This is a genomic window from Halolamina sp. (genome assembly GCF_036626355.1).
Lineage (GTDB): Archaea > Halobacteriota > Halobacteria > Halobacteriales > Haloferacaceae > Halolamina.
On the sequence record NZ_JAZKRY010000046.1, the window covers coordinates 1 to 24,335 of the forward strand.

Below are 24,335 nucleotides of genomic sequence, written 5' to 3' on the forward strand. Positions count from 1 at the left end.
CGTATATGGAGAAAGGGCAGATGGTAGTGTATTCGCCGGACAACTCCGAACCGGTTGAGTTGATCGGATTGAGTACGTGTGTGACTCGGCACGGCGAGTGAGCACGACAGCGGTTCGGCGCACGTCCATGAGTTCAGAGAGTACCAACGTTACTTATACATTCGGGAGTCAGGCGGTCGCAGTATGACGGTTGTGTCGTCCCGTATCGGTTTCCTCTCCGGCCTACTCGCTCGCTACGCTCGCTCCTTGAGGCCGGAGGCTCCACCTTGAATTACGCTGAAAAGAGGTTCACTGGAAGATCTACAGAAGCAATACGCCACTTGCCCCAGCAGATTACGCCTCGCTCAGTCGCCGGACGGTGAAGGGCGTGACCCGCGGGAGCGTCCCCCCAGCCGTCCCGTTTTTTCAGGCCACGTGCTGAAGTCGACGTATGACCAAACGGATACTCGTCGCGTACGACGGCACGCCCCAGGCCGAATCGGCACTGGCGTTCACCTTCGACGAATGGAGCGAGCACGACATCACGCTGCTGTACGTCATCAACCCCGTCGAGGCGGGCTACAGCTCCGGCGTCGGCATCCCAAGCGGCGGCGAGGAGTGGTTCGAGAAGGCAAAAGCGGAGGCTGAGGAACTCTTTGCGGAGGCCCGGACGGAGTACGATACCAACCTCGAGTGCCAGACCGCCGTTGGCAAACCACCCCAGGCCATCGTCAACGTCGCGAGCGCCGAGGCCGAGGACGTGGAGGAGCCGTTCGACCACCTCGTTATCGGGAGCCACGGCCGCACTGGTGTCTCGCGAATGCTGCTCGGGAGCGTCGCCGAGCAAGTGGTTCGAGAGTCGCCGATTCCCGTGACCGTCGTCCGCTGAGACGACGGTCGAGAGCGTAGTTTCAGCCGCCGTTGTGGGTTACTCAGGATTACCCGGCTGCATGACGGGTACCTAACTACGGTGACGCGATAGGCATTAACCCGGAACCCGCTTTCGCCCCGTATGGAGTTCGATGACGCCGGTCTGACCCGCCGCAGTGTCCGCAGCTACAGCGACGAACCGGTCGGCGAAGGGACCCTTGATAGTGATTACTGCGAGTCTGTCCCGCCGTGAGCATCCGTGTCGGTGAGGGGAGCCCCTGAACCGGCGGCGTTCGACACCGTCGATGACACGATTCGCAGTAATCACTATGAGGCTGTCTTCGAGCGGGTGCGCTACAGCCCCTCCAGCTACAACCTCCAGCCGTGGGAGTTCCTCGTCCTCCAGACCGACGAGAACCGCGAGCGCCTGCAGGACGTCGCCTACGGCCAGGAGCACGTCACCGACGCCCCCGTCGCCGTCGCCGTTCTCGGCAACACGGATCCGACCGCGCACGGTGAAGCCGTCGCCAGCGACCAGCTCCGAAAAGGCTACCTTCCGGACGAGGAGGCCAAGGAGAGCCTGCTCGAAACCATCGAAGGGATGAGCGAGCGCGACGAGGAGAGTTCGATATCGACAAGCGGTACGCGCCGATTATGCTGATCACGCTCGGCCACGCCGACGAGGAAGCACCCGACCAGACCAACCCGCGGAAGTTCCGTCGCAGCGTCGACGACATCGTCCACCACGAGACGTTCGAGCCGACTGAGGCTGAACTCCCTGCGGAGACGGTCACCGCGACCGGCGCCGAGGAGTAACCCCGAGAGTACTCAGGGGTGGGCAGTTCTTGATAGTACACGGCAGTTCGCCAACAGCGCGCCTGAAAAAAGGGGGACCGTTCTTCACCGGGTGACTGACATCCTCCCACGGCTAAAACCGTGGGGTTCCCCCATTGGGACCGTCTCAGACGGGAACGCCGACGGCCGAGATGTTCACGATCCCGAGAGACGAGAGGATCCAGAGGATAACGATGGCAGAGCCCCACGCCCCGAGGCCGATGATGATGGCCTGTAGCCAGCCGCCGGGGTAGCGCCAGTTGATGACGCCGATCCAGAGCAGGAGCAACAGCAGCGGCCCGAGCAGCGGGATGTTCCCCAAAAAGCCAAGTACCGAGTACACGAGCGAGCCCACCGCAGCGGCGATGACCGCGTTGAGGTAGCTCTGATCGCCCGAGAGGAGCAATGAAGCGGCGATATGAATGGCCAGCGCCCCCACGAGCAGGCTGATGATACCGACAACGAGGCCGTCTACTGGTGCCATACGTTCACCGATGACTGGAGACAGCGTAACTCTGTTGGCGTCCGAGCGGTATGGCCGAAGGGTTTAGTCGGGTGCCCGTCGTCGGTTTGGATAATGAGCGAGTCGGAACGACAGATGGACCAGCGCGTCCGGAAATCGGTGTCGAAGCCCGCTCAGGAGGTGTTTGTCACCGGCCTCGCCGTCGTGGTTCCGCTACTCGTCAGCGCCATCGTCTTTCCCATCGTCGTCCAGTATGTTCACGACTACCTTTCGCTGTTTGCCCGGACAGTCATCGTCGCCGGTGACGGGGGAAACGGGGACAGTGAAAAACCATCCGCTGACGCGTCGGCAGAACGGGGGAACCGGCGCTGATGGCCGGGACCTTCGAGCTTCGAGAGCACACTGCCGACGTGGCTGTCGAAGCCGTCGGGGAGACAGTGGGCGACACCTTCGCTGCAGTGGCCGACGGGCTCGCGGCAGCGATGTGTGACTCCTGGCCCGGGGCCGAAGACCCGAAGGGCGGTGGCCACAGCGAGCTCTCGCTCACCGCTGAAGGGCCGGAAGCCGCGCTGTTCGACTATCTGGACCAGCTCATCTACGAACGCGACGTCCGCTCGGTGCTCCCCGTCGATAACGAGGCCACAGTCACCCACCAAGACGGGGAGTGGCACGTCGAGGCGAGCTATCGCGGCGTCCCCCTGGGGGCGGTGACTGCCCGGGAGGTCAAGGCGGTGACCTACTCCGAGATGGAGATCACCAGAACCGACGCTGGATGGAAGATATACGTCGTTTTCGACGTCTGAACCGCTCCCTTTGGCGCCCGCCACTGACGGCTCATTATGCACTCCGGTTTCAACACACTCATCGCCCTGTAGCTCCCACCTCACAGTAATGAGTCATCAACTGCCGGACGTGCAGGCCGGAGAGCCTGACGTGACCGTCGGCCTAAGTCAGGTCGGCGTCACCGGCGTCGAGAAACTCGTCGAACTGGAGCGCGAGAACGACCGGCCGTTCGTGCTGATGGCGGAGTTCTCCGTGTTCGTGGATCTTCCGGGCGGTCGGAAAGGAATCGATATGAGCCGCAACATGAAGGTCATCGAGGAGGTGCTCGAGTCCGCTGTCGACGGCGAGACCGACCGGCTGGAGGCGCTCTGTGGCGATGCCGCCGAGCGCCTGCTCGCGAAACACGAGTACACTAGCACCGCCAAGGTACAGATGGAGGCCGAATGGATGATCAAGGAGGAGACCCCCGCAAGCGGGCTCCCAACCCAGGGCACCGTCGATGTCGTCGCTTCAGCGAAAGCGACCGAGGACGCTATCCAGGAGGAGATCGGCTGCCGGGTCACCGGGATAACGGTCTGTCCCTGTTCACAGGGGATGTCCGCTTCGCGAGCGCGGGAGACACTCGACGATCTCGGCGTCGACAGGGAGACCGCCGAGGCGTTCCTCGACAAGGTTCCCCAGCCGGGTCACTCCCAGCGCGGCCACGCCACCCTCACCGTCTCGCAGGAGTCGGAGCCGGACGTGGACCTGATGGAACTGGTCGATCTCGCGCGGGACTCCATGAGCGCCCGCATCTACAACATGGCCAAGCGCCCCGACGAGGACCACATGACCTACGCAGCCCACGCGAACGCGAAGTTTGTCGAGGACTGCGTCCGCTCGATGGCACGCGGTGTAGTCGATGCATACCCGAACCTCGACGACGAGGCGATCGTCTATATGAAACAGGAGAACGACGAGTCGATCCACCAGCACGACGCGCAGGCCGAGCGCGAGGTGTCGATGGCCCGGCTCCGCACCGAAGTCACCGCCGAGAACTGACTCTCGACCGCTCACCCTCCAGAGTCAGCGCTTCGGCATCGGCCCAGCGCGACTCGAACGTCTCCCGGACGTCGCTGGCGAACTCCCGGTCTTTGAGGTCGATCATCCCGAAGGGCTCGCGGGGTTCAAGCGGGTTCGGCACCTCGATACAGGCCTCGGCATCGTCGATGAGGTGGAATGAGCCGCTAACCTGGTCAGTCGTTCGCACCTCGAAGCCCGCTTGGTCGATCAGTTGCGTCTCGTAGCGCTCGACGACTTCCGGCGGAAGCGTCCGGATGAGGTCGGGCCCGAGCAGCACCGATACCGTCGCCCCGCGTTCGAGCGCACGTTGGAACGCCGCGGCGACCTCGTCACCGTACTCCCCAATATCGAACTGCGGCGTCGGGCCGCCGGCAACGGTTACCACCCGCTCGGTTGCGGTGTCCAGGCGCTCGATGAGCAGTTCGGCGGTCTCATCGGAGCCGACGGCGGCGGTCCAGAACCCCTCCTCCGCAGGCGACGTGGCGTCGAGGTCGGTCTCCAGCTTCTCGACGGTCGCTTCGTACTGGTTCTCCTGCTCCTGGAGTTCAGATCGCTTGGCCTCCAACAGCCGGTCGAGCGCAGCCTCCGGCTCGACGGCGACGTACTTTTTCGGCCGGCTGGCGGCCTGGCTCCTGGCGAGCCCCCGTTGCTCTAAATCGTTCAACACGTCGTACACTCGACCCATCGGGACGTCGCTCGCCCGTGAGAGCTCTTTAGCCGTGCTCGGTGAGGCCGAGAGCAACGCCCGGTACGCGCGTGCTTCGTACTCCGAGAGCCCAAGATCCCGCAAGTTTGCCATACCACGTTCTACTGACGGGGCGTGAAAAACTCTCCGGGCGTTTACCCGGGCGATTCGTTGGCGACTGTTTCTTCACTGCCAGCGGGGGGCGTTATCGCTGCGCGACGCGGGCCATCAGCGCTTCAGGGTCGCTCGCCGGCTCCTCGACGCCAGCGACGCGGGCGGTGCCCCGGTCCAGTTCCGGCGCGACGCGGTCGTCGGCGTTCGGGACGACCACTTTCTCGTGGTCAGCCACTCGGAGCGCGGCACGGTGCAGGTCGCTTCCTGGCTCGTCTGCGACGGCGATAACCAGCGGTTCCCGAACCAGCCGGCTCGCCGCAGTGCCGTACTCAGCGACCTGCACGCCGACGCGATGGGAGGCGCCGGCGAAGGCGCCGACGGTCTCCTCAGCAACCTGTCGATAGCGCTCTTCCCCAGTTAGCGCAGCGAGGTCGACCAGCACATTCGCCAGCGCGGCGTTGCCGTCGAGTGGGCGGAGCGGGCGGTCGAGCATGGCGATGCCCTCGCGCGGACCGTCGCGGAACGAGCCGCCTTCGTGGAGCGTCTCGATCGCGTGGTCCGCGACTGCGGCGGCGACGTCGACGCCGCGGCCCAGCGTCTGCTCGGCGCGAGTGAACGCGATGACGACGGCTGCGAGGTCGTCGAGCGTGTCTCGCGGGCCGGTCTCGCCGCGGTCGCGGAAATGGACGACCGAGCCGTCCTCGTCGACGAGCCCGTTTTCCAGATACTCCAGGACGCGCTCGCCGTAGTTGCGGGCACGCTCGTTGTCGGTGTAGCCGTAGAGCGTCAACAGCGCGTCGGCGGCGAGCGCGTTGCCACCGGCGTACGCTGTGAGGTCAGTCCGGGGCTGGCGCATCTCCCCGCGACCGGCCGCGTCCGTGCTCCAGTACTCTGGACCCTCGCCGGGCGACTGGCTGCCGCCGACGGCGACACCCGACCAGAGTTCGTCGGTGAGGAACGCAGCAGTCGCCGCTGCGGGTTCGCGGTAGGCGTCCTCGCCGGTGTAGACGTAGGCGTGGGCGAACGCCCGGAGCAGGCTGGCGTTGGTGTCGAGCAGCTTCGCGTAGTGGAGATCGCCCCAGTCCCGGCGGCCGGCATAGCGGAAGAAGCCGCCGACCACGTCGTCGTGGAGGTGGTCCCGGACCGCGTCGAGGGTTCGAAGGGCCTGATCGCGCTCGCGTTTGAGGGCAAACTCGACAGTTCGGGCGAGCGGGAACTTCGCCTGTTCGCCCCAGCCCCCGAAGCGGTTGTCGAACTTCTCGTCGAGCTGGCCGGCGATATGCTCTTCGATGGCCGAGTTAACCCCACCAGCGGGCGGGAGGTCCCCCGAAAGCGCGCGCGGTACGCGCCCGGCATCGTCGCCTTTCTCGACGTAGGTTTCGGCGACGCGCTCGAGCACCTGGCGCATCCCGTCGGGCATCAGTGCGGTGGCACCGGAGATGAGCTTCCCCTCCGGCGTCAGGAACACCGTCGAGGGGAACCCCCCGGCGGCGTAGCGCTCGCGAATCCGGGGCCGGCGGTCAGCGTCGACACGGATGGGGACGTAGCGGTCGTTCAGGTTGGCGGCGATACCGGGGTCGGCGTACGTGGTGGCATCCATCTCGTGGCAGTCCACACACCACGTCGCCGAGAGCGAGAGCAGGACGGGAACCGACCGCTCTCGGGCCTCGGCGAACGCCTCCTCGCCCCACTCGCGCCACTCGACGCGTGTCTCCTCCTGCATATCCGTAGTTCCGTTCGTGGTGGGGGTAAGCGCGTCGGAAGCGAGGTCGGGACAACGCGAGGGACCGCAGGGAGCGAGCGGGAAACCGACCTCGGCGCGAGCGCTCACGAAAAAACCCATCGATCATTGACCCAGAGAACCCAGCCCAGCCGCTATGGACAGATAACCGAGAGAACCGTGGAAAGAGCGCCGCCGATGGGATTACGTTCGGAACGACTCGCCGCAGCCACACTCACTGACGACGTTCGGATTCTCGACGTGGAAGCCGGCCGCCTGTAGCCCTGACTCGAAATCGAGTACGGAGCCCCCGACGTAATCCACCGAGGCAGGATCGACAAACACCCGCAGGTCGTGGAACTCGACGACAGCGTCCTCCGCTTCCGGTTCGTGCTCGAAGCGCATCCCGTAGGAGAGGCCGGCACAGCCGCCCTGCTGCACGTAGAGACGGAGCCCCGCGATATCGGGGTCCATCCCTTCGCTTTCGAGCAGGTCGAGAGCCTCATCCGCGGCGTCCTCGGTCACCTCGATTGCTGGATCGGCGTCCGCAGTAGTGACGCTCATAGAGTCCGATTATGACCGAGCGGGCATAACCTTGGCGCCGTTCCAATGGGGACTGCAGGAAAGCGAGAACGTAACCGAAAAACCGAAATCGGGAGAAACTGTCCCGAGATGGAGCTGTAGAGTCAACCCGGCGTCCCTGCTCCAGTACTTCACTTCGCCCGTGCAGACGGGTATATCCGTCCGCATCGACTGCAAGAAGCTGTTCCCGGAATTTCCCGGCAAGCGAACTGGTGTGCGTTACAGCACCGCACGCATCAGCAGGGGTCGCCTGCCTCGGCGTGTCCGACGAGCAGCGTCGTTCCCTCGCCAGTAATCAGTCGCACGTCTCCGAGACCGGCGTCGGCCGCAGCCGTCCACAATGCCTCGGCGTCGTGGAACCGTACCGGCACCGTCTCGCTCGTCGTCGCGCTCTCGCCGGACGCCTCGTCCGTCACGCGATACCCCATCCGGAGGTCGATCCCCTCGTGACCGGTTCCGGGACGGTCAGTCACCGAGCGTTCGAGTCGGTAGCCGCTGCCGCGGAAGACGCCAACGGACTCCGTTCGCCCCCGAACCGCCGACGCGTCGGTGACGACACGCAGCAGGAGCGTCCCGCCGGGGGCGAGACGGGGAACCGCGGCGTCGAGGAGTGCCTGAGCGTCCTCAGCGGGCTGTGCCGCCGGCGCACCCATCGCGACGACCGTATCGAACGACTTGGCGGTCGGGGGGCAAGTCGGGGCGGCGACGGCGACCCCCGCCTCCGGTGCTCGGTGGGTGGTAAACCGCAAGAGGGCAGGGTACTGGCTCACGCCGAGAACTCGGTGGTAGCGCTCCGTGAGCCGGGAGAGCATCGCGCCGACGCTACAGCCGAGTTCGAGCGCGCGGCCCGAGTCGGCGGCGAACGCCTCGACGGCTTCGAACTCCCCGGCGACGCGCTCCTCGCTGGTCAGCCGGTCGAACAGCGGAGCCAGCGTCGTGTACAGTGAGTGTTCACCCTCGGGGTACCGCAGCAGGCGTTCGCAGGCGTCCGCAAACGTCGGTGCGGCGGGTCTGGGCATCAGGCGTCGTCGCCAGCGTGGTCACGGGCAGCCCTCTCATCGTCGGCCAGACGCATGCGGACGCTCTCGGCGTGGGCTTCCAGCCCTTCCGCCTCCGCGAGCGTGGTAATGGTGTCGCCGAGGCCCTCGAGCGCCTCGCGGTCGAGTCGCTGGACCGTCGTGGAACGCAGGAAATGGTCGACAGAGAGCCCGCCGAAGCGCTTTGCGGCGCCACCGGTCGGCAACACGTGGTTCGTTCCGGTGGCGTAATCGCCCGCCGCAACCGGGGCGTACGGGCCGAGAAAGACGCTACCGACGTTAGTGATGCGTTCCAGCAGCGCCTCGTCGTTCTCGGCCTGGATGGAGAGATGTTCTGTGGCGTACTCCTCGGCGAACAGCACCGCCTCGGGCATCGAGCGCGCGGTGAACACGCCCGATGCCTCGTTGCCGAGTGCGGTCCGAATGGTCTCCTCGCGCTCGCGCTCGCTGGCCTGACGGTCGAGTTCCGCAGTAATCTGCTCTGCGAGCACCGGGTCGTCAGTGACGGCAACGGAGCTCGATTCGGGGTCGTGCTCGGCCTGAGCGAGCAGGTCACTCGCGACGTACGCGGGGTCGGCCGTCTCGTCGGCGATGACCAGCACCTCGCTCGGGCCGGCGAGGAAGTCGATCTCGACCTCCCCGCGGACCTCAGCCTTCGCGGCGGTGACCCAGCGGTTCCCCGGCCCGACGATCTTCTGGACGGCGTCGACGGTCTCCGTGCCGTAGGCGAGTGCGCCGATGGCCTGGGCGCCGCCGACGGAGTAGACCGCGTCCGCGCCGGCCTTGTGAATGGCCGCGAGCGTCACTGGGTTCATCTCCGCTGCAGGGGGTGTGGCGACAGCAACGTGGTCGACGCCAGCCACGTTTGCAGGGACGACACCCATGATTGCGCTGGAGGGGTAGGCGGCTGCGCCGCCGGGGACGTAGACCCCGACCCGCTCGAGCGGGCGGAACCGCCGGCCGAGTTCACGGTCATCGAACTGGTCGCGCCAGTCTTCAGGGCGCTGGCGCTCGTGGAACTCCCGGACGTTTTCGATAGCGGTATCGATAGCCGTCAACGTCTCCTCGTCGACGTCCTCGGCGGCGCGCTCGGCCTCGGCGGTCACATCGAGGTTGCCCACGTCGACGCCGTCGAACTCACTAGAGAACTCCCGGAGCGCGACGTCACCCTCGTCGCGAACCCGTGGAAGGATCTCTTGGACGTCGCCGCGGGCGTCCTCGACACCGGCGTCACGCTCGAACAGCGCCCGCCGCTCGCCGGTCGAGAGGTCAGAAATCGCTCGTGGTTGCATGGCTATCCTTTCAGCGTCGGCGCCTAAGGTGGTTGCGGATGGCCGACGCTCGGAAACCTGAGAACAGGGAGCCGCGGCGCCGACGTGTGTCGGTCGACGGCGCTCCCGCTCGAAAATGGTGAGTTCAGAGGTCCGAACCGCACCAGACCCCGATAGTTACAAGAACTGCGCCGAAGCTGAAATCCGAGTTAGAGTCGGGTCAGGTTCGTCGCGCGAGGGCCCTTGTCGGCCTGTTCGATGTCGAACTCGACCTCCTGCCCCTCCTCCAGGTCGGGACCGCCGACGTCTTCCATGTGGAAGAATACGTCGTCGTCCGCGTCCTCAGTCTCGATGAATCCGTAGCCGCCCGTGTCGTTGAAGAAATCAACCGTTCCAGTCGCCATTACATCCGGTAAAACCCGCGTTTCACGGTTAACCCCTTCGGTCGGTGGCCGTGCGGGTGAACCGCTCACACGACACTCGGGAAGCGGCTCGGCGCTCCGGTTGGCGCCAAACTGGGGGAATGGGGCCGGTTCGACGGTGATTTACCCGAGGCGGCCACATGAATGGCCAGTGGACCCGAACGACGTTCGAGAGGGCTGGGCGGAACGCTCAGGCGAGTTCTCGCCGACCTACTACGCCCATCGCGGGCCCAACGAGGCCAGTGCGTCGATCAGGGAGCTACTGGAGCATTTCCTCGGGACGGACGCCCGGGTGCTCGAGATCGGCTGTAGCTCCGGTCGGCATCTCGCCCACCTCCTCGACAGCGGGTTCGAGAACCTCCACGGCCTCGAGCTCAACGAGGACGCGCTGGACGTGATGGCCGAGCAGTATCCAGCGCTTGCCGACGATGGCACGTTTTACCCCGGCCACGCCGGGGAGCTGCTGCCGGAGTTCGACGACGGCGCCTTCGACGCCGTGTACAGCGTCGAGACGCTCCAGCACATCCACCCCGACGAGGCCGAGGACGTGTTCGACGAGGTGGCGCGGGTCACCGGCGACCTGCTCATCACCGTCGAGAACGAGTCCGCCCGCACTGCGGGCGGCCGCACGGACGCTGACGTCTCCTACGTGAACGACGAGTTCCCGCTCTACCACCGGGACTGGAAGGGAATTTTCACCGAACGGGGGTTCGCCCAGCTGCTCGAGGAGTCGAGCAAGCGCCGGGACACGCTGCGAGCGTTCCGCCGGCCGTAGTCGCCGTTGACCTGCAAAGCGTTCCGCCGGCCATCCTTCGAGCCGCAGGTGCGTCTGCTGCCCGTTATTCGGTCGTATCCAGCCCCGCGATCTCATTTGCGGGGCATTTCTGCGTCGCCCCAGTGACGGTGAGTATCGCACCCGCGACCAGTAGCGTTCCCGCAGCGATCACGCCGAGGCTCCCCCAAACCCCGAAGTCCACCGGCCCGACGAACGACAGGAGGCCGATAAGCAACAGGAGTGGGCCGGCGACGAGACGCGCTTTCCGATCGAATCCACCGACGTTTCGGTCCATACGGGGCGATACGACCGAAAGGGCTTGAAAACTCGCCCGGAACCGGGAGGCGCTCAGTTCTCGTGGGGCGTCGAGAGCACGACGGCGCTACCGGTGATAACCGGTTCAGGGTCCCGGTCGCGCCCGAACTCGGCGACAGTGACGATAGGCTCTCGGTTGTTCCCGAAGTCCTCTCGGGAGGCGGCGCAGGCGGCGGCGAGCGTCCTGCGCTGGGTCCACTGACTACTCGAACTGGTCCCGGACCAGCCCGGCAAGGAGTGTTGCGAAGCCGGTTCCGTCGCTCCAGAACGCGGACTCACGCCCGCCCCTCGCGATATCCGCATCGGGGAGCACGCTCAGCAGGACAGTATCCTCATCGACCAACAGCACGCGGCCGACACTGATCTCGTTGCCCTCCTCGTCTTCGACGGCTATGATTTCGAGACCGGCGGCGGCCGCCGCCGCGCGCACCTGTTCGTCGGCACTCACGACCGTCACATCGGCGCCCTCGGCCGCCGCAGCCTCCAGTGCGTCGGCCACGGCGCCCTCGATGAGCGCCAGTTCACCGGTTGCGTAGAGCAGTTCGTCCCCGGCGGACGCCGCCAGTGAGGTGACCCGGGCGGTGATACTCTCCTGGCCCTCCGTCGTCCAGATGGCCTCACGACTCTCCTCGCCAGCGTGTTCCCCCTGGACCTCCTGCAGATAGTCGAAGGCGTCGTCCGCGGTCGAGCGCAGCCGCTCGTAGAGCAGCTCCTGTGCCTCCTCGACCTCGACCGGCCGGTATCGCTTGGGCGAGCCCTCCTGCACGTCGGCCAGCCCGAACGCCTCCAGCTCTCCCATCGCGCCGTACACCTGCGACCGGGGGACGTCGGCCACCTGGGCGACGTCGCTGGCGGTCGAGACCCCGAGCTTCTGGAGCCCGACGAACGTCCGTGCGGCGTATGTCGAGAGCCCGAGGTCGGTGAGCGCCTCGGTGGCGTCGGCGTCGTTCATCCTCCTACTCCTCCTCGGTTGACCGTAACTCCGAGGCTCCGTTTCGGGCCCAGGCCCGGTGTATGCGATCGAGCTGTGTCGCCGACAGCGCTCCCTCCGCGAAGCTGTCGTAGGCATCCGAGAGATCCGACTCCGAGACCGTGCCAGCGGCGGTGACGCGCTCGAACACGTCGCTGACAACCTCGACGTGCTGTTCGCCCTCGACGGCGACGCGCTCGCCACCGACGAGCAGCTCCCCTGAGAACTCGAGACGGTCCCCGTCGGCGGCATCCGGTGGAACGGTCGTCCGGTAGCGGAGTAGGGGGGCGTCCTCGTCGGCGTCGGGGGCCGCTGCACTCTCCCACGCAACGTAGAGCACCCCGTCGATCGATCGGGACTCCGCGGGCATCGGCGTTGTCTCGATGATGGCTGCGTCCTCGGCGGCGCGCTCACTGAGCACCGTCCGCCCGTGCACACCCGCAGTCGTGACGGTGACGACAACCGTCTCGCCCGGCGCGGCGACAGCCCGCTCGAACTGGCGATTCACGTAGGGGCTGTCCGGTCCGCTAGCGGCCACGGCTTCGGTTGCTGGCGATTCGCCTGCAGCCGTGGGCAGTGCTGCGCTATCGGACTCGTGGGTGCGCTCGTCCCCGGCCGTCTCGCGGCCAACGAACCGAGTCCAGACCGCAAGCAACGAGGGGAGCACCAGCACGCTCGCGAGGAACGCGTAGATGATGGTGAGCCCGGTGATCTTCCCGAACTGCTGAAGCGGCGGCAGGATGGCGAAGACGAGCACGCCGAACCCACCGACGGTCGTCGCCGCCGAGCCGAGGAGCGCGCCGCCGGTGCCGGTGACCGCGCGGTCCATCGCCGTCCACATCTCGCCAGTGCGCTGGAGCTCCTGGTTGTAGCGCTCCGAGAGGTGGATGCTGTAGGCCACTCCCAGGCCCACCGTGAGGCTGGTGATCATCCCTGTCAGGACGTTGAACGGGATGTCGAGTAGATACATCGTTCCGAGGATCCACGTCACGCTGAGAGCGACGGGCATCAGTGTCACGACTCCCAGTGTCGCGCTCCCCTCCGTCAGCCGGTACGCGACCATCAGGAAGAGGAACGTGGCCACGAGTGTGATGACGAGGCTCTGGATGACAGTTTCGAGCAGTTCGTCCTGGACAATCTTGTTCAGCACGACGTTCCCCGTCGCCGTCGCCTCCAACCCGTCGCCGTCGAGTTCGGAGGCGACGGCCCGCATCTGCTCGGTGACCGCGTCACCGCTGGCGCCGCCCTCGATAGGGACGGTCATCCGGACGGCGACGTACTCGCCGTCCGCACGGTCGATGACGCCCGCCGCCCGGTCAGGCGCGACCTCGTACAGCTCGTCGTAGAGCTCGCCGATGTTCCGGTCGGGAACGCCGTCGCCGTTGCTGTCGGCGGCGACGAAGCTCTCGTTGAACGACTCGTTCTCCCTCGCGACAGCGCGCATCACTGAGAGCGGGCTGGTGATGCGGGCCTCGCCGTTCGGGAGCTCCTGGACGACCGGCTTGTCCGACGCCGTCCGTTCGGCGGCGTCGATTCGCTCGAGCACGTCCGCCTGCGTCACTCCGCCCGACCCCCTGGACTCGAGCAGGATCTGAGCCTGGGAGTCCTCACGGACGAAGTTCTGGTTGACGTACTCCAGATTCTTTTTGGCCGTGTACTCGCCGGGCGCGAAGGGCTCGGGAAGCTCGTTCATCCAGTCCGGCGGTTCCTCAGCGAGGAAGTCCGACTGCTCGAAGGAGGTGTCGACCTGCGTCGCTCCGTAGGCACCGCCGGCACTCAGCAGGAGCGCGGCGACGATGATCAGATATGGGCTCTTGCGTGCAGCGGTCGAGCCGACCGCGAGCACGGTGGAGAACGCGCCGCCGCCGGTGCCGAACGCACGCTTCTGGCGGTCGTAGCCCCAGCGTTCGAGGAGTTCGTCGAGTTCGACTTTCACCGCTGGCATCAGCACGGCGAACACGAGCAGCGCGGAGAGAATGCCGACGGAGCTGACGATTCCGAAGTCCTGAATCGGCGGGACGGGGCTGGTCAGATTCGAGAGGAAGCCGATGACCGTCGTCGCGGTGACGTACACCAGCGCGATTCCGACACCGGTGAGTGCGGTCCGCATCGACGCCCGCGGGCCGACAGCCGTCTCGGCCTCCCCGCGCTCCTCACGGTGGCGCATGAAGATGTGGATCGCGTAGTCGATGCTCAGCCCGATGAGCAGCACTGGGACGGCGATGAAAATCTGGTTGAAGTCGACCCCGGTCCAGCCCATGAAGCCGAACGTCAGCAGCAGTACCGCGCCGATCCCGACCAGCCCGAGCAGGATGTCGAGCAGGTCGCGGTAGGCGACGATGAGCGCCGCCAGCACGAACAGCACGGCGAGAGGCCCGACGATGAGGATACTGTCGGTCATCGAGTTGTTGATTTCCTCCCCGATGATGCCGGCACCGAACACCAGATACTCGCCGCCGTCGGCGTTCCGCCCGAGCTGCTGTATCGCCAGCTGGCCGTCGGTAACCTGCTCGCTTGCGGTGCCGCTGGCGGCGTTGCTCTCACCTTCCATCGTCACCAACAGCATCGTCGCCTCGGCGTCGGTCGACCCGGGGTCGTAGCTCGTCGGCATGAACCCGAGCGCCGTGGGGCCACCGTCGGTGCCGCCGCCGCCCCCGAGAACGGCATCGATCGTCGTATTCAGCGATGATTCGTTCATCGAGCGGAGCTGTTCCTGTTGCTCCTCGAGACTGGCGTTCGAGGCGTTGCGGTACTCCGCCTGTTCGGCCTGCAGTTCGGTCGAGAGCTCCTGCAGCCGGTCGGCGTCGGCCGCTAACTCGTCGGCTCGCTGCTCCAGTGTGCGGTACTCCTCGGCGAGCACGCCGCGCGTTCCGAGCCGGTAGGCGGCTTCGGCCTCCGACTGGGTACTGGCGTTCCGAAGCTCCTGGGCCGCGGTCCGGAACGTCTCGCGGTCGCTGCCGTTCAGTTCGACGCTCGTGTTCGCCTGCACGTCCTCGAACGCGGCATCGATGTCCGCATTGGGGTTCGAGCGAAGGGACGTCAGCTGCTCACGCAGTAGCCCCGCCGTCGCGGCCAGCGTCTCGTTGCGCTCGGCAATCGCCTGCCGTTCGGCACTGACGTTCCGGTTCAGCGACTCCACCTGCACCGCGAGCCGTTGCACGTCGCGACCCTCCTCAGCGGTGATGGCCGCCGTCGCGAGTACGTTCGCGACGCTGACCGTCCCGCGCTCGGCTCCGAGCGTCCGGTTGACTGTCTCGTTCTCCCGGAGCGTCTGTTGATACTCGAGGAGCGCGACCAGTGACTCCTGGTCGAGCACGTCGTCGTCCCGGAGGATCACCTGGGCGGTCGTCGTCTCCTGGTCACCAGCCGAGAAGTTGGACTGGATGTAGTCGAGCTTCTCGGACTCGGGAGAGTCGGTCTGGAACTGGTCGAGCGAGGAGGACTGGCCGACCATCGGCGCACCGGCGCCCACCACTACCGTCAACAGCAGTGTCAGGGCGATAACGGCCCGGCTGTGCTCGAGTACGAGGTCGACGGCGGTACCGATCCCCCGCATTACTCACCCACAGCTCCGATCAACGGCGTTGGATCCATCTGTATGTACTCTCCTACTAACAGTCTACAGTTAACCCTTCCGAGACCGGCAGTTGTATCCGGGCGGTCGCGGACGGAACTCTTTACTCGCCGACTGCCCGGTATTGCGCATGGCTATCGTCCCGGACCGGTTCCGCCCCTACTTCGCCGGGCTGCTCGGCATGCTGGTGACGGGGCTCGGACAGCTCTATCTGCGCCGCTGGCTCCGCGCGTTCGCCTGGTTCGCCCTCGCGTTCGGGGTCTCGCTCGCGTTCGTCCCCGAATCGGCTGCTGCCAACGTTCTCAGCGGCGAGGCAGTCGATCCGTTCGCCCTGTTGCCCGGGGCGCTCGTCGGCGCCGCGAGCGCGATCGACGCGTTCATTCTCGCACGGCGGGAGGTCGCCGCCAAGACGGACGATCCGCGCGCTGAAGGAACCGGTCCGGCCGACGCGACCGAAGTCGCCCCGATGACCGGCGAGGCGCCCCCCGTGACCGGCGACGCGGAAACGCTCGAAGCGACTGCGGATCAGAAGATCGACTGTCCCGCCTGCGGGAAGCCGGTCGACCCCGATCTGGGTTTCTGTCACTGGTGTACGACCGAGTTCGCGACCGGCGGCACCGAGGACGCGAACAACGCCAACTGAGTGGTTCTCGCGTGTGATCTATCTACGTTTCACGCCCTGACCCGTCCTGACTGAACGTTCAGTCGACAGGCTTACCCCTACTGACTGACTATTCGGTCAGTATGGAGGAGACGCCGCCGTTTGTCACGGAGCCAGAAGACACCCGCGGGGAGATTATGGCCGCGACCTACCGCGCGCTCTGCCGCCACGGCTACTCGGGAATCACGGTCCAGCGCATCGCCGAGGAGTTCGAGAAGAGCAAATCGCTGCTCTATCACCATTACGACGACAAGGACGAGCTCCTGCTCGCCTTTCTCGCCCACATGCTGGAGCAGTTCGAAGCAGCGGTTCCGGAGTGTGAGGCCGAGAGTCCCACCGAGCAACTCGACGAGATGCTCGACCAACTGCTCACTGAGAGCGAGCCCCCGGAGGCCCAGCAGTTCATCACGGCGATGGTCGAACTCCGCGGACAGGCCGCCCACGACGAGCGCTACAGGGCACAGTTCGGCCAACACGACCGGGCCTTCCACGACCGGCTCGTCGCCGTCATCGAGGCGGGTATGGAGACCGGTTGCTTCCGGGATGTCGACGCCGAGCGGATCGCCACGTTCCTGCTGACGCTCACGACCGGCGCGATGACTCGCCGAGCCACCGTGGAGGCTGCTGCTGGCGCGACAGTTCGCGATGAGGTCGAGACCTACGTCGACCGGAGGCTCCGGGCGGAGGGCGACGATGAGTGAGCCATCCCAGCAGTCCGAGGCGACTGCCGAGACCGAGACAGCGCGACCACCGGCGGTCCAACTCCGGGACGTGTCCAAGATCTACCAGATGGGCGGTCAGGCCGTCCACGCGCTCGACGGCGTCTCGCTCAGCATCCAGCGGGGGGCCTACACAGCGGTGATGGGCCCCAGCGGCTCGGGCAAAAGCACCCTGATGAACGTCGTCGGCTGTCTCGACACGCCGACGGAGGGCGTCGTCGAGGTGGACGGCGTCGACGTGACGTCGCTCTTGGACACCGAGCGCACCGCGCTCCGTGGCGACGAGATCGGCTTCGTCTTCCAGACGTTCAACCTCATGCCCCAGCAGACCGCCCAGGAGAACGTCGAGCTCCCGATGACGTTCCAGGGCATCAGCGGGGCGGAGCGCCAGGACCGAGCCACGGAACTCCTGACCCGCGTCGGGCTGGGTGACCGGCTCGACCACAAGCCGAGCGAGCTTTCCGGCGGCCAGCGCCAGCGAGTCGCGATCGCTCGCGCACTCGCGAACGACCCCGCCATCATCCTCGCCGACGAGCCAACGGGGAACCTCGACAGCGAGACGGAGGCCGAGATCCTGGAGCTGTTCGAGGAGCTGAACGCCGCCGGCAACACGATCCTCGTGGTCTCTCACGAGCGGATCGTCGCCGAGCACGCCGAGCGAATCATCCACCTGTTCGACGGCGAAGTGGAGAAGATCGAGGAGATCGACGACCGACGTATCGCCGGGGAGCCTGGGCGATGAAGCTCGTCGAGAGCGTCCGGATGAGCTGGCGGGCGATCCGCGGTCACGAGCTCCGCTCGGTGTTGACAGTGCTCGGCGTCGTCATCGGTGTCGGCTCGGTCATCACGTTCGTGACGCTCGGCGCGAGTCTGCAAGCCGCCGTCATCGGCGACGTCGCGACCACCAGCCCCGAAATCGGCGTCTCCGTGGGGCCTGCGAACCAGCAGGGCCCCGGCGGTGACAGTTCGCTCCCGGTGTTCACTGAACACGATATCGCCCAACTACAGGGAATCGAACACGTCGGACGCGTCGTCCCCCGCGGGTCAGTCGCCGTCTCGTCGCTCGGGAACGGGAACCAGACCATCGCGTGGGGCGCGGTGACGGCGACGACGCCCGCCCAGTTCGAGGGCGGGGACTTCGAGGCCGGCGGCGCGTTCGAACAGGGCACTGAGGAGGCGGTGCTCAACGCCCCAGCCTCTCAGATGTTCGCCGAGGACGTCAGCGTGGGCGACGAGATCGTCCTCCAGGTCGGCGAGAACCGCTCGCGGACGGTCACCGTCGTCGGCGTGCTCAACGCCTCCGATTCGGGCGGATTCGGCGGCCCCCCGGAGCCGGCCATCTACGTGCCGACCGACCCGTTCTACACGACGACCGTCGAGAGCCCCGCAGTGAGCGAGCAACAGCGCGCCTACCCGGCGGTGACGATTCAGGCGACGAGCTACGAGCGTGTCACCGACGTGGAGCCGACCGCGCGTGACTACCTCGTCAACGAGTCCGACGCGAGCCAGCTCAAACCCGACTCCTACGAGATTTCACTCGTGACCAACGATCAGCTCGTCGAGCAGATCCAGAGCCTGCTGAGTACCTTCACCAGCTTCATCACTGGTATTGCGGTCATCTCGCTGCTGGTCGGCGCCATCGGCATCGCCAACATGATGCTGGTGAGCGTCACCGAGCGGACCCGCGAGATCGGGATCATGAAGGCCGTCGGTGCGACTCGCCGGGATATCGTCCAACTGTTCCTGGTCGAATCCATCATCCTCGGCGTCGTCGGCTCGCTAATCGGAACGCTCGTCGGACTGGCGGCCGGCTACGCGGCGGCGGCGTACCTCGAGTTCCCGGTCGCGTTCGCGCCGGAGTGGTTCGCCATCGCGGTCGCGGTCGGCATCGGCGTCGGCGTGCTCGCGGGTATCTATCCCGCGTGGGACGCCGCCCGAACCGACCCAATCGACGCGCTCAGACACGAGTGAGCGCGACGAGCTCGCGGCAGCCACTCAGACGAACTGCGGGCCGTCGTCGGCTTTCAGGATGCGCCTGATGGAGCCCCACGTCGAGATGAGGGTGTAGTCCCCGGTGACGCCCTCGATGGCGCTGTCCCGGACGGCTTCGAGTTCGAACCCCTCACCGGTCGCGGTGGTGACGTGCCGGGCCGTCTCGGCCTCGGGGTCCGCGATCAACCGGGAGGTCGTCTCGTCCAATCCGAGCCCGGCCATCGCCAGCGCGGCGTGGGAGTTGAAGTTCCGGGGGAAACGTGCACAGAGCCCCCGTGTCGGGCCGTCGTAGACGACGGTTCGGCCGTCGATGTCGTCTCTCGACACCTTGCCGGCGTACTCGAAGTCGAGGTGGCCCGGTGCTTTCGTCGCCTCGATCTCGACGGACTCCAGTTCGCCACGCGCGTCGGCGAGACCGTCGATGCCGAACAGCGCTGCGTGGGGAAGGTACATCTCGTTCTCGCTCTGGGTCGCGAGCGTCCGCAGTCGCTCCTCCACGTCGGGATCGGCGAAGGCCGAGCCCGAGAGGACGAGCAGGTCACTGACCGACAGCACCGGTTCGGCGAGCGTCTCGAGCGCCGCGGGGGTGGCCGCCTCGACGGCCATGTCGACGGGGAACGTAGCGAGCTCCTCGGGTTCGGTCAGCTGGAGTTCGTTCGGGAGCCCAGGCTTCTTCGAGCGGACGTAGACGTACGCCAGGTCGAACTCGGAGTTCGCCCGCACCCGGTCGGCGAGGTCCACGCCGATACGACCGTAGCCGATGAGCCCGATGGTGTACGTCATTGGTGGGACACCAGGAGGTTCTCACCGGATTTGGCGTCGAACAGGTGGATTTCGTCGGTGTCGACGGTGAGCTGAATCGTATCACCGACGGACGCCTGGGTGTCGTTCGAGATTCTGGCGCTGAACTCGGCGTCCTCGTCGTCCTCACGGGAGAGCGGGCGAACGGCCAGGTCCTTGTGCGGCCCCATCGGCTCGACGACCAGCACGCGGGCATCGAACGACCGGCCGGCCGCTGGCTCTTCCTCCAGTAGTGTCGCGTCGGCGAACCCCTCAGGGCGCACACCGAGTTCTAGGCGGTCGGTGTCGCCGCCCCACTCCGTGAGGCGCTCTCCGACGGAGGTGGGTAACGTGAGTTCGAACCCCTCGCCGGTGACGCGGACGCCGTCGTCGGCCACGTCGGCGGTCACCCGGAAGAAGTTCATCGGCGGCTCGCCGATGAACCCCGCGACGAACCGGTTTGTCGGCTGCTCGTAGACGATCTCCGGGCTGTCGACCTGCTGGATCTCGCCGTCGTTCATCACCACGACGCGGTCCGAGAGCGTCATCGCCTCGGCCTGGTCGTGAGTGACGTAGAGCGAGGTCTTGCCCACCCGGTCGTGGAGCTTGTTGAGCTCGGTCCGCATCTCGATGCGGAGCTTCGCGTCCAGGTTCGACAGCGGCTCGTCGAAGAGGAACAGCTCCGGGTCCCGGATGATGGCGCGCCCGAGCGCCACGCGCTGCTGCTGGCCGCCCGAGAGGTCCGAGGGGTGGCGGTCCAGCAGCTCGCCGATGCCGAGCATCTCGGCGGTTTCGACGACGCGCTGTTCGATCTCCTCCGCCGGGTGTTTGCGGATCTCCAGCGGGAACGCGATGTTGCCCCGCACGGTCTTGTGCGGGTAGAGCGCGTAGTTCTGGAACACCATCGCCACGTCCCGTTCCCGTGGATCCTGGCCGGAGACGTCCTCGCCGCGGATGATTATCCGGCCCTCGCTGGGCTGTTCGAGTCCGGCGACGGTCCGGAGCGTCGTCGTCTTCCCGCAGCCCGAGGGCCCAACGAGGACGATGAACTCCCCGTCGTATATCTCGAGGTCGAAGTCGTCGACGGCGACGACGTCCTCGCCGTCGTCGTCGAACACCTTCGTCATGTGGTCGAGCCGGAGGCTCACGTCGCGACCCTCCGCCGTCTCCTCCACTACGCTCTTCCGTGCCGTACGCTCTACGGTGTCACTCATTTGCTTCACTCCGTGCGCTTGGCCGTGTTAACGCTGTCGTCGCCCGGTCGGCGCGGGGGCTCCGGGTCATCCCTTCATCCCTCCCGTCAGGCCGACGACGATGTACCGCTGGAAGAAGATGACCACCAGCGCCGACGGGATGACCGAGACGATCGAGGCGGCTGCCATCGCGCCCCAGTCGATGCCGGCGTCGCCGACGAACAGGAACGTCGCGACCGGGATGGTCATCGAGTTCAGGTCGGTGGCGACGGTGAAGGCGAACAGGAACTCCCGCCAGGAGTAGAGGAAGGTGAGGATGGTCCCGGCGGCAAAGCCCGGCAGGACGACCGGGAAGACGACGTGCCGGAACGCCTGGATCTTCGTACAGCCGTCGACGCGGGCCGCCTCGTCCAGCGCCTGCGGGATGGTGATGAAGAAGTTCCGCATGATGTAGATGACGAGCGGCAGCCACAGGTAGACGTTCGCGATGACGATGCCGACCTTCGTGTTCAGCAGTCCGAACGTCGTCATGATCTGGTAGTACGGCGTCACCAGGCCGATGGGTGGGAACAGCCGCGTGAACAGCACGAACACGAAGACGGCGTTGTCGTACGGGAACCGGAACCGGCTGAAGACGTAGCCGGCCGGCGTCCCCAGTACCATGACGATGATCGTCGACGTCGAGGCGATGATCACGCTGTTGACGACCGCGCGCCAGAACCCGCGGTCGAACAGCGCCCGCTCGTACGCCGCCAGCGTCGGCTCCAGCGGCAGGTACGTCAGCGCCAGCACCCCCTCCCGTGTCTTGAGGGAGGTGACGAGCTGCCACACCAGCGGCGAGATGATGAAAAAGACCGCCAGGAACAGCACCAGGTGGATGATGTACCGGCTCTCCAGCAGGTTCCAGAACTGCTGTCGGCGCCGGTACTGCTCGATAGTGAAGTCTGCGCCCGCCATGTTATAGCTCGATCTCCTCCATCTGTTCGAGGATGAAGTACACGTACCCCGTGGCGACGACGAGCGTCACCGCGACGAGGAACACCGAGACGGCCGAGGCGAACCCGTAGTCGAGCAGCTGGATGCCGAAGCGGTGGATGTAGATGGCGAGCGTCTCGGTCGCGCCGCCGGGGCCGCCGCCCGTCGTCGAGAACGGGATGGCGAACGCGCGGAAGGCGAACATCCAGGTGATGAGTCCTGCGACGAAGAAGGAGGGACGGAGATACGGTAACGTGACGTTCCAGAACGTCTGGAACGTCGTCGCCCCGTCGATCTTCGCTGCATCGTACATCTCCTGGGGGATGGACTGCAGCCCCGCCAACAGCACGACTGTCACGAACGGGATGCGGGACCACGAGTCCGCGAGGATGACGACGACCATCGCCGAGAGGGAGTGCCCCAGCCACGAGTAGGCGTTCTCGAGGATCCCGAGATCGATGAGCACCTTGTTGACGACCCCGAGTTGGCCGTTGAACATCCACCGCCAGGTGACGCCGACGATGGAGAGCGGCACCGCCCAGGAGATGAGTATCAGCGTCGAGTAGGTGTCACGGACGCGCTGATTGACGACCTTGTTCAGCGCGAGGGCGACGACCAAGCCCACGCTGATAGAGAACAGCAGCGAGCCGAACGAGTAGACGAGCGTCTTCTCGACGGCGTTCCAGAACGTCGGGTCGGTGAAGATGCGCCCGTAGTTGTACGCCGGCTCGAACGTCTCACCCAATCCCCGGGTGTTCTGCAGCGAGAGCCATAGGAGCATCACCGCCGGGTAGATGAACACCAGCACCAGAGCCACTAACGACGGCCCGAGCAGCACTGTCCGGATGTGGGCGTTCACCCAATCGGAGAGCCGGCCACTCAGGCCGCCCCCGTGTGGGCCGACATCACCGTCGAGCTCCTCAGTGGCCATGCCCTCCTCCGCTGACGTGCCGGGTCATCAGCTGTTGATCTCGTCGTCGACGAAGTCCTGGACCTGGTCCATTGCCGCCTGGGGCGACGTCTCGCCCTGGAGCGCGCGCTGGACCGGGCTGAGCATCTGCTGGAACACCGACGACATCTGCGGGAACAGTTCGAGCTGGCCGTTCTCGATGGCGCTCCCGATGGAGTCCCCGAACGTGACGAAATCGTTCTCGGCCGAATCGGTGTACACCTGGTCCATGTAGGAGATGTTCCCCTCGTAGGTGAACTCCAGCCACTGGGTGTAGTAGCTCAGCTTCAGGTCGCCGTAGAGCATCGCTGCAAGCTTGTGCCCCGTGTCCGAGAAGCGGTTGATACTCGTCGTGTTCGGCGCGACCAGCCCCGCCTGCGTGGGCGACGGCCCTTCGTTCGCCGCCGGCGGCGTGACGACCTGGTACTCGCTGCCGGCCTCGTACTCCTGCAACAGCCGCGGGATGAAGTCGCTGAACGCTGTGGTGTAGGCCACCTGGCCCGAGCCGAACAGGTCGACGATGTCTCCCTCGCCGTACGAGATGACGTCGCTGGGGACGTAGTCGTTGTCGCGCCACTCCTTCATCTTCTGGATGACCCGAACGGCCTCGGGGGAGTTCATCACGATCTCGCCGTTGTCCCGGATCATGCTCCCGCCCTGCTGGAACAGCAGTTCGCGGAAGGAGTACGCCAGATACGTCGAGGTACCGGCGTAGTAGGCGAAGGCGTGGACGTCGGTGCCCTTGAACGCCTCGCCGAGTTCCTCGAGCAGGTCCCAGGACCACTGGCCCTGGAACCGCTCGGGATCGATTCCCTGTTCTTCGACGAGATCCGGCCGGAGGTGGCCCATGCTGGACTCCCCGATGTTCGGGTAGCCGTAGGTGTGGGTCCCGTCCATAGATTCGTCGAGGTCCCACGTGACGAGGCTCTCGAGCGCCGGGATGTACGGGTCGTAGCCGCCCTCCGGGTAGAGCGCGTCCGTCTGCTCTAGATAGCCCTGCTGGACGAACTGCGGGACGAGAATGCCGTCCACGTTGAACGCGTGCGGGCTCGGCTCCTCGGAGGAGAGGAACTGCTGTTCCTGGGTGTTTGCCTGGTCGACCCCTACTTCGATGACCTCGATATCGATCCCCGTCTTCTCGGTGAACAGCTGGTGGGCAGCCAGCGTCGCCGGGTCGAATTCCATGTTCGCGGCGCCGTGGTTGAGGATCGTCATCGAGTCGATATCGCCCGCAGCCGTGTCGTCCCAGCCCTCCGGCGGGGCCCAGACGTCGTTCTCGACCGCGCTCTGGAAGGCACCGCTGTCCGTCCACCCGCTGGCGTTCTGCCGGTCGGGGGTCTCGCGACGCGCCTCGATCGGCCAGTCGTCGGCCGCCCCGATCCGCCGTTGCTCCCAGTTCTCGCCGAGACCGAGTTCCTCGGCGGCAGCCATGAAGTCCTCGCTGTTGCCGCCACCGCCATCACCGAGGCCGGCACAGCCAGCCAGAGACGCTGCGAGCCCGGTTCCCGTCATCTTCAGGACATTGCGTCTGTTTACCACGTTATTATTTGACATACCTAATCTAATACGGTATGATAATTATTAAACATTGTCCCGGCAGGCCTCGAGGT

General features: G+C 66.0%; 27 protein-coding genes. 11 read left to right on the plus strand and 16 right to left on the minus strand.

All coding sequences use genetic code 11. From position 1 onward, the window contains the following. Positions 1-430: 430 nt before the first annotated feature. The 3 genes from V5A38_RS08760 to V5A38_RS08770 all read left to right on the plus strand — a co-directional run bounded on the left by V5A38_RS08760 (position 431) and on the right by V5A38_RS08770 (position 1,665). Complete coding sequence (locus tag V5A38_RS08760; RefSeq protein ID WP_332325379.1) at positions 431-868, plus strand: universal stress protein; 438 nt, start codon at positions 431-433, stop codon at positions 866-868. 246 nt (positions 869-1,114) lie between these two features. Further along, positions 1,115-1,510, plus strand: a complete 396-nt coding sequence (locus V5A38_RS08765; protein WP_332325380.1) for a nitroreductase family protein — start codon at positions 1,115-1,117, stop codon at positions 1,508-1,510. Further along, positions 1,504-1,665, plus strand: coding sequence for a hypothetical protein (locus V5A38_RS08770; RefSeq protein ID WP_332325381.1), 162 nt, complete (start codon positions 1,504-1,506; stop codon positions 1,663-1,665). The genes V5A38_RS08765 and V5A38_RS08770 overlap by 7 nt, the downstream gene beginning before the upstream one ends. A 145-nt stretch (positions 1,666-1,810) precedes the next feature. On the opposite strand, the gene V5A38_RS08775 is transcribed toward V5A38_RS08770, so the two are convergent. Further along, positions 1,811-2,167 (minus strand): hypothetical protein, encoded by a 357-nt coding sequence (locus V5A38_RS08775; protein WP_332325382.1) that lies wholly within the window; start codon positions 2,165-2,167, stop codon positions 1,811-1,813. Between the two features lie 93 nt (positions 2,168-2,260). Here V5A38_RS08775 and V5A38_RS08780 point away from each other — a divergent pair, with 93 nt between their 5' ends. The 3 genes from V5A38_RS08780 (at position 2,261) to mptA (ending at position 3,970) form a co-directional block, all read left to right on the plus strand. Continuing rightward, positions 2,261-2,518 (plus strand): hypothetical protein, encoded by a 258-nt coding sequence (locus V5A38_RS08780; protein WP_332325384.1) that lies wholly within the window; start codon positions 2,261-2,263, stop codon positions 2,516-2,518. Next, positions 2,518-2,949, plus strand: a complete 432-nt coding sequence (locus tag V5A38_RS08785; protein WP_332325385.1) for an archease — start codon at positions 2,518-2,520, stop codon at positions 2,947-2,949. The genes V5A38_RS08780 and V5A38_RS08785 overlap by 1 nt, the downstream gene beginning before the upstream one ends. An 88-nt stretch (positions 2,950-3,037) precedes the next feature. Continuing rightward, complete coding sequence (gene mptA / locus V5A38_RS08790; protein WP_332325386.1) at positions 3,038-3,970, plus strand: GTP cyclohydrolase MptA; 933 nt, start codon at positions 3,038-3,040, stop codon at positions 3,968-3,970. Here mptA and V5A38_RS08795 read toward each other — a convergent pair. The 6 genes from V5A38_RS08795 to V5A38_RS08820 all read right to left on the minus strand — a co-directional run bounded on the left by V5A38_RS08795 (position 3,954) and on the right by V5A38_RS08820 (position 9,804). After that, entirely contained in the window at positions 3,954-4,790 is an 837-nt protein-coding gene (locus tag V5A38_RS08795; RefSeq protein ID WP_332325387.1) for a TrmB family transcriptional regulator, read from the minus strand. The genes mptA and V5A38_RS08795 overlap by 17 nt on opposite strands. A 91-nt stretch (positions 4,791-4,881) precedes the next feature. After that, positions 4,882-6,513, minus strand: a complete 1,632-nt coding sequence (locus tag V5A38_RS08800; RefSeq protein ID WP_332325388.1) for a DUF255 domain-containing protein — start codon at positions 6,511-6,513, stop codon at positions 4,882-4,884. Positions 6,514-6,714: 201 nt separating this feature from the next. Continuing rightward, entirely contained in the window at positions 6,715-7,074 is a 360-nt protein-coding gene (locus tag V5A38_RS08805) for an iron-sulfur cluster assembly accessory protein (RefSeq protein WP_332325389.1), read from the minus strand. A 254-nt stretch (positions 7,075-7,328) separates the two neighbouring features. Continuing rightward, on the minus strand, positions 7,329-8,111 hold the full coding sequence (locus V5A38_RS08810) for a class I SAM-dependent methyltransferase (RefSeq protein ID WP_332325390.1): 783 nt from the start codon (positions 8,109-8,111) through the stop codon (positions 7,329-7,331). After that, a complete protein-coding gene (gene hisD / locus V5A38_RS08815; RefSeq protein ID WP_332325391.1) occupies positions 8,111-9,421 on the minus strand; it encodes a histidinol dehydrogenase in 1,311 nt (436 codons plus the stop codon). Before hisD ends, V5A38_RS08810 begins: the two co-directional genes overlap by 1 nt. Positions 9,422-9,609: 188 nt before the next feature. Then, positions 9,610-9,804, minus strand: coding sequence for a cold-shock protein (locus tag V5A38_RS08820; RefSeq protein WP_049980416.1), 195 nt, complete (start codon positions 9,802-9,804; stop codon positions 9,610-9,612). Positions 9,805-9,973: 169 nt separating this feature from the next. On the opposite strand from V5A38_RS08820, the gene V5A38_RS08825 reads away from it, so the two are divergent. Then, positions 9,974-10,597 (plus strand): class I SAM-dependent methyltransferase, encoded by a 624-nt coding sequence (locus tag V5A38_RS08825; RefSeq protein WP_332325392.1) that lies wholly within the window; start codon positions 9,974-9,976, stop codon positions 10,595-10,597. A gap of 64 nt (positions 10,598-10,661) precedes the next feature. Here V5A38_RS08825 and V5A38_RS08830 read toward each other — a convergent pair whose 3' ends face one another. From V5A38_RS08830 to V5A38_RS08845, 4 genes are read right to left on the minus strand one after another with little or no spacing between them, the layout of a single operon-like run. Beyond that, a complete protein-coding gene (locus tag V5A38_RS08830) occupies positions 10,662-10,892 on the minus strand; it encodes a DUF2892 domain-containing protein (RefSeq protein WP_332325393.1) in 231 nt (76 codons plus the stop codon). Between the two features lie 53 nt (positions 10,893-10,945). Continuing rightward, a complete protein-coding gene (locus V5A38_RS08835) occupies positions 10,946-11,146 on the minus strand; it encodes a hypothetical protein (RefSeq protein WP_332325394.1) in 201 nt (66 codons plus the stop codon). Then, positions 11,115-11,864 (minus strand): helix-turn-helix domain-containing protein, encoded by a 750-nt coding sequence (locus V5A38_RS08840; RefSeq protein ID WP_332325395.1) that lies wholly within the window; start codon positions 11,862-11,864, stop codon positions 11,115-11,117. The genes V5A38_RS08835 and V5A38_RS08840 overlap by 32 nt, the downstream gene beginning before the upstream one ends. A 4-nt stretch (positions 11,865-11,868) precedes the next feature. Further along, entirely contained in the window at positions 11,869-15,438 is a 3,570-nt protein-coding gene (locus tag V5A38_RS08845; protein ID WP_332325396.1) for an MMPL family transporter, read from the minus strand. A 148-nt stretch (positions 15,439-15,586) separates the two neighbouring features. On the opposite strand from V5A38_RS08845, the gene V5A38_RS08850 reads away from it, so the two are divergent. The 4 genes from V5A38_RS08850 to V5A38_RS08865 all read left to right on the plus strand — a co-directional run bounded on the left by V5A38_RS08850 (position 15,587) and on the right by V5A38_RS08865 (position 18,807). Beyond that, positions 15,587-16,099, plus strand: coding sequence for a zinc ribbon domain-containing protein (locus V5A38_RS08850; RefSeq protein ID WP_332325397.1), 513 nt, complete (start codon positions 15,587-15,589; stop codon positions 16,097-16,099). Positions 16,100-16,200: 101 nt separating this feature from the next. After that, positions 16,201-16,818, plus strand: coding sequence for a TetR/AcrR family transcriptional regulator (locus V5A38_RS08855; RefSeq protein WP_332325398.1), 618 nt, complete (start codon positions 16,201-16,203; stop codon positions 16,816-16,818). Then, on the plus strand, positions 16,811-17,578 hold the full coding sequence (locus V5A38_RS08860) for an ABC transporter ATP-binding protein (protein ID WP_332325399.1): 768 nt from the start codon (positions 16,811-16,813) through the stop codon (positions 17,576-17,578). The genes V5A38_RS08855 and V5A38_RS08860 overlap by 8 nt, the downstream gene beginning before the upstream one ends. Further along, a complete protein-coding gene (locus V5A38_RS08865; RefSeq protein WP_332325400.1) occupies positions 17,575-18,807 on the plus strand; it encodes an ABC transporter permease in 1,233 nt (410 codons plus the stop codon). The genes V5A38_RS08860 and V5A38_RS08865 overlap by 4 nt, the downstream gene beginning before the upstream one ends. Before the next feature lie 24 nt (positions 18,808-18,831). Here the strand turns inward: V5A38_RS08865 and V5A38_RS08870 are convergent, their stop codons facing one another. The 5 genes from V5A38_RS08870 to V5A38_RS08890 form a co-directional block, all read right to left on the minus strand. Next, positions 18,832-19,611 carry an aspartate dehydrogenase domain-containing protein gene (locus V5A38_RS08870; protein ID WP_332325401.1) on the minus strand — a complete coding sequence of 260 codons (780 nt, stop codon included), beginning with the start codon at positions 19,609-19,611 and terminating at the stop codon, positions 18,832-18,834. After that, entirely contained in the window at positions 19,608-20,735 is a 1,128-nt protein-coding gene (locus V5A38_RS08875; RefSeq protein ID WP_332325405.1) for an ABC transporter ATP-binding protein, read from the minus strand. The genes V5A38_RS08870 and V5A38_RS08875 overlap by 4 nt, the downstream gene beginning before the upstream one ends. A gap of 153 nt (positions 20,736-20,888) precedes the next feature. Then, positions 20,889-21,758, minus strand: a complete 870-nt coding sequence (locus tag V5A38_RS08880; protein ID WP_332325402.1) for a carbohydrate ABC transporter permease — start codon at positions 21,756-21,758, stop codon at positions 20,889-20,891. A gap of 1 nt (position 21,759) precedes the next feature. Further along, positions 21,760-22,707 (minus strand): sugar ABC transporter permease, encoded by a 948-nt coding sequence (locus V5A38_RS08885; RefSeq protein ID WP_332325403.1) that lies wholly within the window; start codon positions 22,705-22,707, stop codon positions 21,760-21,762. Between the two features lie 27 nt (positions 22,708-22,734). Then, positions 22,735-24,279: an extracellular solute-binding protein gene (locus V5A38_RS08890; protein ID WP_332325404.1), complete on the minus strand. Its 1,545-nt coding sequence runs from the start codon at positions 24,277-24,279 to the stop codon at positions 22,735-22,737. Between the last annotated feature and the right edge of the window lie 56 nt (positions 24,280-24,335).

What these genes read in the sequence shown, in the direction of transcription:
- V5A38_RS08780 (WP_332325384.1), top strand. Translation starts at nt 2,261, where the DNA reads ATGAGCGAGTCGGAACGACAGATGGACCAGCGCGTCCGGAAATCGGTG.
- V5A38_RS08800 (WP_332325388.1), bottom strand. Translation starts at nt 6,513, where the DNA reads ATGCAGGAGGAGACACGCGTCGAGTGGCGCGAGTGGGGCGAGGAGGCG.
- V5A38_RS08880 (WP_332325402.1), bottom strand. Translation starts at nt 21,758, where the DNA reads ATGGCGGGCGCAGACTTCACTATCGAGCAGTACCGGCGCCGACAGCAG.
- V5A38_RS08870 (WP_332325401.1), bottom strand. Translation starts at nt 19,611, where the DNA reads ATGACGTACACCATCGGGCTCATCGGCTACGGTCGTATCGGCGTGGAC.
- V5A38_RS08845 (WP_332325396.1), bottom strand. Translation starts at nt 15,438, where the DNA reads ATGCGGGGGATCGGTACCGCCGTCGACCTCGTACTCGAGCACAGCCGG.
- V5A38_RS08875 (WP_332325405.1), bottom strand. Translation starts at nt 20,735, where the DNA reads ATGACGAAGGTGTTCGACGACGACGGCGAGGACGTCGTCGCCGTCGAC.
- V5A38_RS08885 (WP_332325403.1), bottom strand. Translation starts at nt 22,707, where the DNA reads ATGGCCACTGAGGAGCTCGACGGTGATGTCGGCCCACACGGGGGCGGC.
- V5A38_RS08850 (WP_332325397.1), top strand. Translation starts at nt 15,587, where the DNA reads ATGGCTATCGTCCCGGACCGGTTCCGCCCCTACTTCGCCGGGCTGCTC.
- V5A38_RS08830 (WP_332325393.1), bottom strand. Translation starts at nt 10,892, where the DNA reads ATGGACCGAAACGTCGGTGGATTCGATCGGAAAGCGCGTCTCGTCGCC.
- V5A38_RS08855 (WP_332325398.1), top strand. Translation starts at nt 16,201, where the DNA reads ATGGAGGAGACGCCGCCGTTTGTCACGGAGCCAGAAGACACCCGCGGG.
- V5A38_RS08860 (WP_332325399.1), top strand. Translation starts at nt 16,811, where the DNA reads ATGAGTGAGCCATCCCAGCAGTCCGAGGCGACTGCCGAGACCGAGACA.
- V5A38_RS08810 (WP_332325390.1), bottom strand. Translation starts at nt 8,111, where the DNA reads ATGCCCAGACCCGCCGCACCGACGTTTGCGGACGCCTGCGAACGCCTG.
- V5A38_RS08865 (WP_332325400.1), top strand. Translation starts at nt 17,575, where the DNA reads ATGAAGCTCGTCGAGAGCGTCCGGATGAGCTGGCGGGCGATCCGCGGT.
- V5A38_RS08760 (WP_332325379.1), top strand. Translation starts at nt 431, where the DNA reads ATGACCAAACGGATACTCGTCGCGTACGACGGCACGCCCCAGGCCGAA.
- V5A38_RS08770 (WP_332325381.1), top strand. Translation starts at nt 1,504, where the DNA reads ATGCTGATCACGCTCGGCCACGCCGACGAGGAAGCACCCGACCAGACC.
- V5A38_RS08890 (WP_332325404.1), bottom strand. Translation starts at nt 24,279, where the DNA reads ATGTCAAATAATAACGTGGTAAACAGACGCAATGTCCTGAAGATGACG.
- V5A38_RS08775 (WP_332325382.1), bottom strand. Translation starts at nt 2,167, where the DNA reads ATGGCACCAGTAGACGGCCTCGTTGTCGGTATCATCAGCCTGCTCGTG.
- V5A38_RS08820 (WP_049980416.1), bottom strand. Translation starts at nt 9,804, where the DNA reads ATGGCGACTGGAACGGTTGATTTCTTCAACGACACGGGCGGCTACGGA.
- hisD (WP_332325391.1), bottom strand. Translation starts at nt 9,421, where the DNA reads ATGCAACCACGAGCGATTTCTGACCTCTCGACCGGCGAGCGGCGGGCG.
- V5A38_RS08840 (WP_332325395.1), bottom strand. Translation starts at nt 11,864, where the DNA reads ATGAACGACGCCGACGCCACCGAGGCGCTCACCGACCTCGGGCTCTCG.
- V5A38_RS08795 (WP_332325387.1), bottom strand. Translation starts at nt 4,790, where the DNA reads ATGGCAAACTTGCGGGATCTTGGGCTCTCGGAGTACGAAGCACGCGCG.
- V5A38_RS08805 (WP_332325389.1), bottom strand. Translation starts at nt 7,074, where the DNA reads ATGAGCGTCACTACTGCGGACGCCGATCCAGCAATCGAGGTGACCGAG.
- mptA (WP_332325386.1), top strand. Translation starts at nt 3,038, where the DNA reads ATGAGTCATCAACTGCCGGACGTGCAGGCCGGAGAGCCTGACGTGACC.
- V5A38_RS08785 (WP_332325385.1), top strand. Translation starts at nt 2,518, where the DNA reads ATGGCCGGGACCTTCGAGCTTCGAGAGCACACTGCCGACGTGGCTGTC.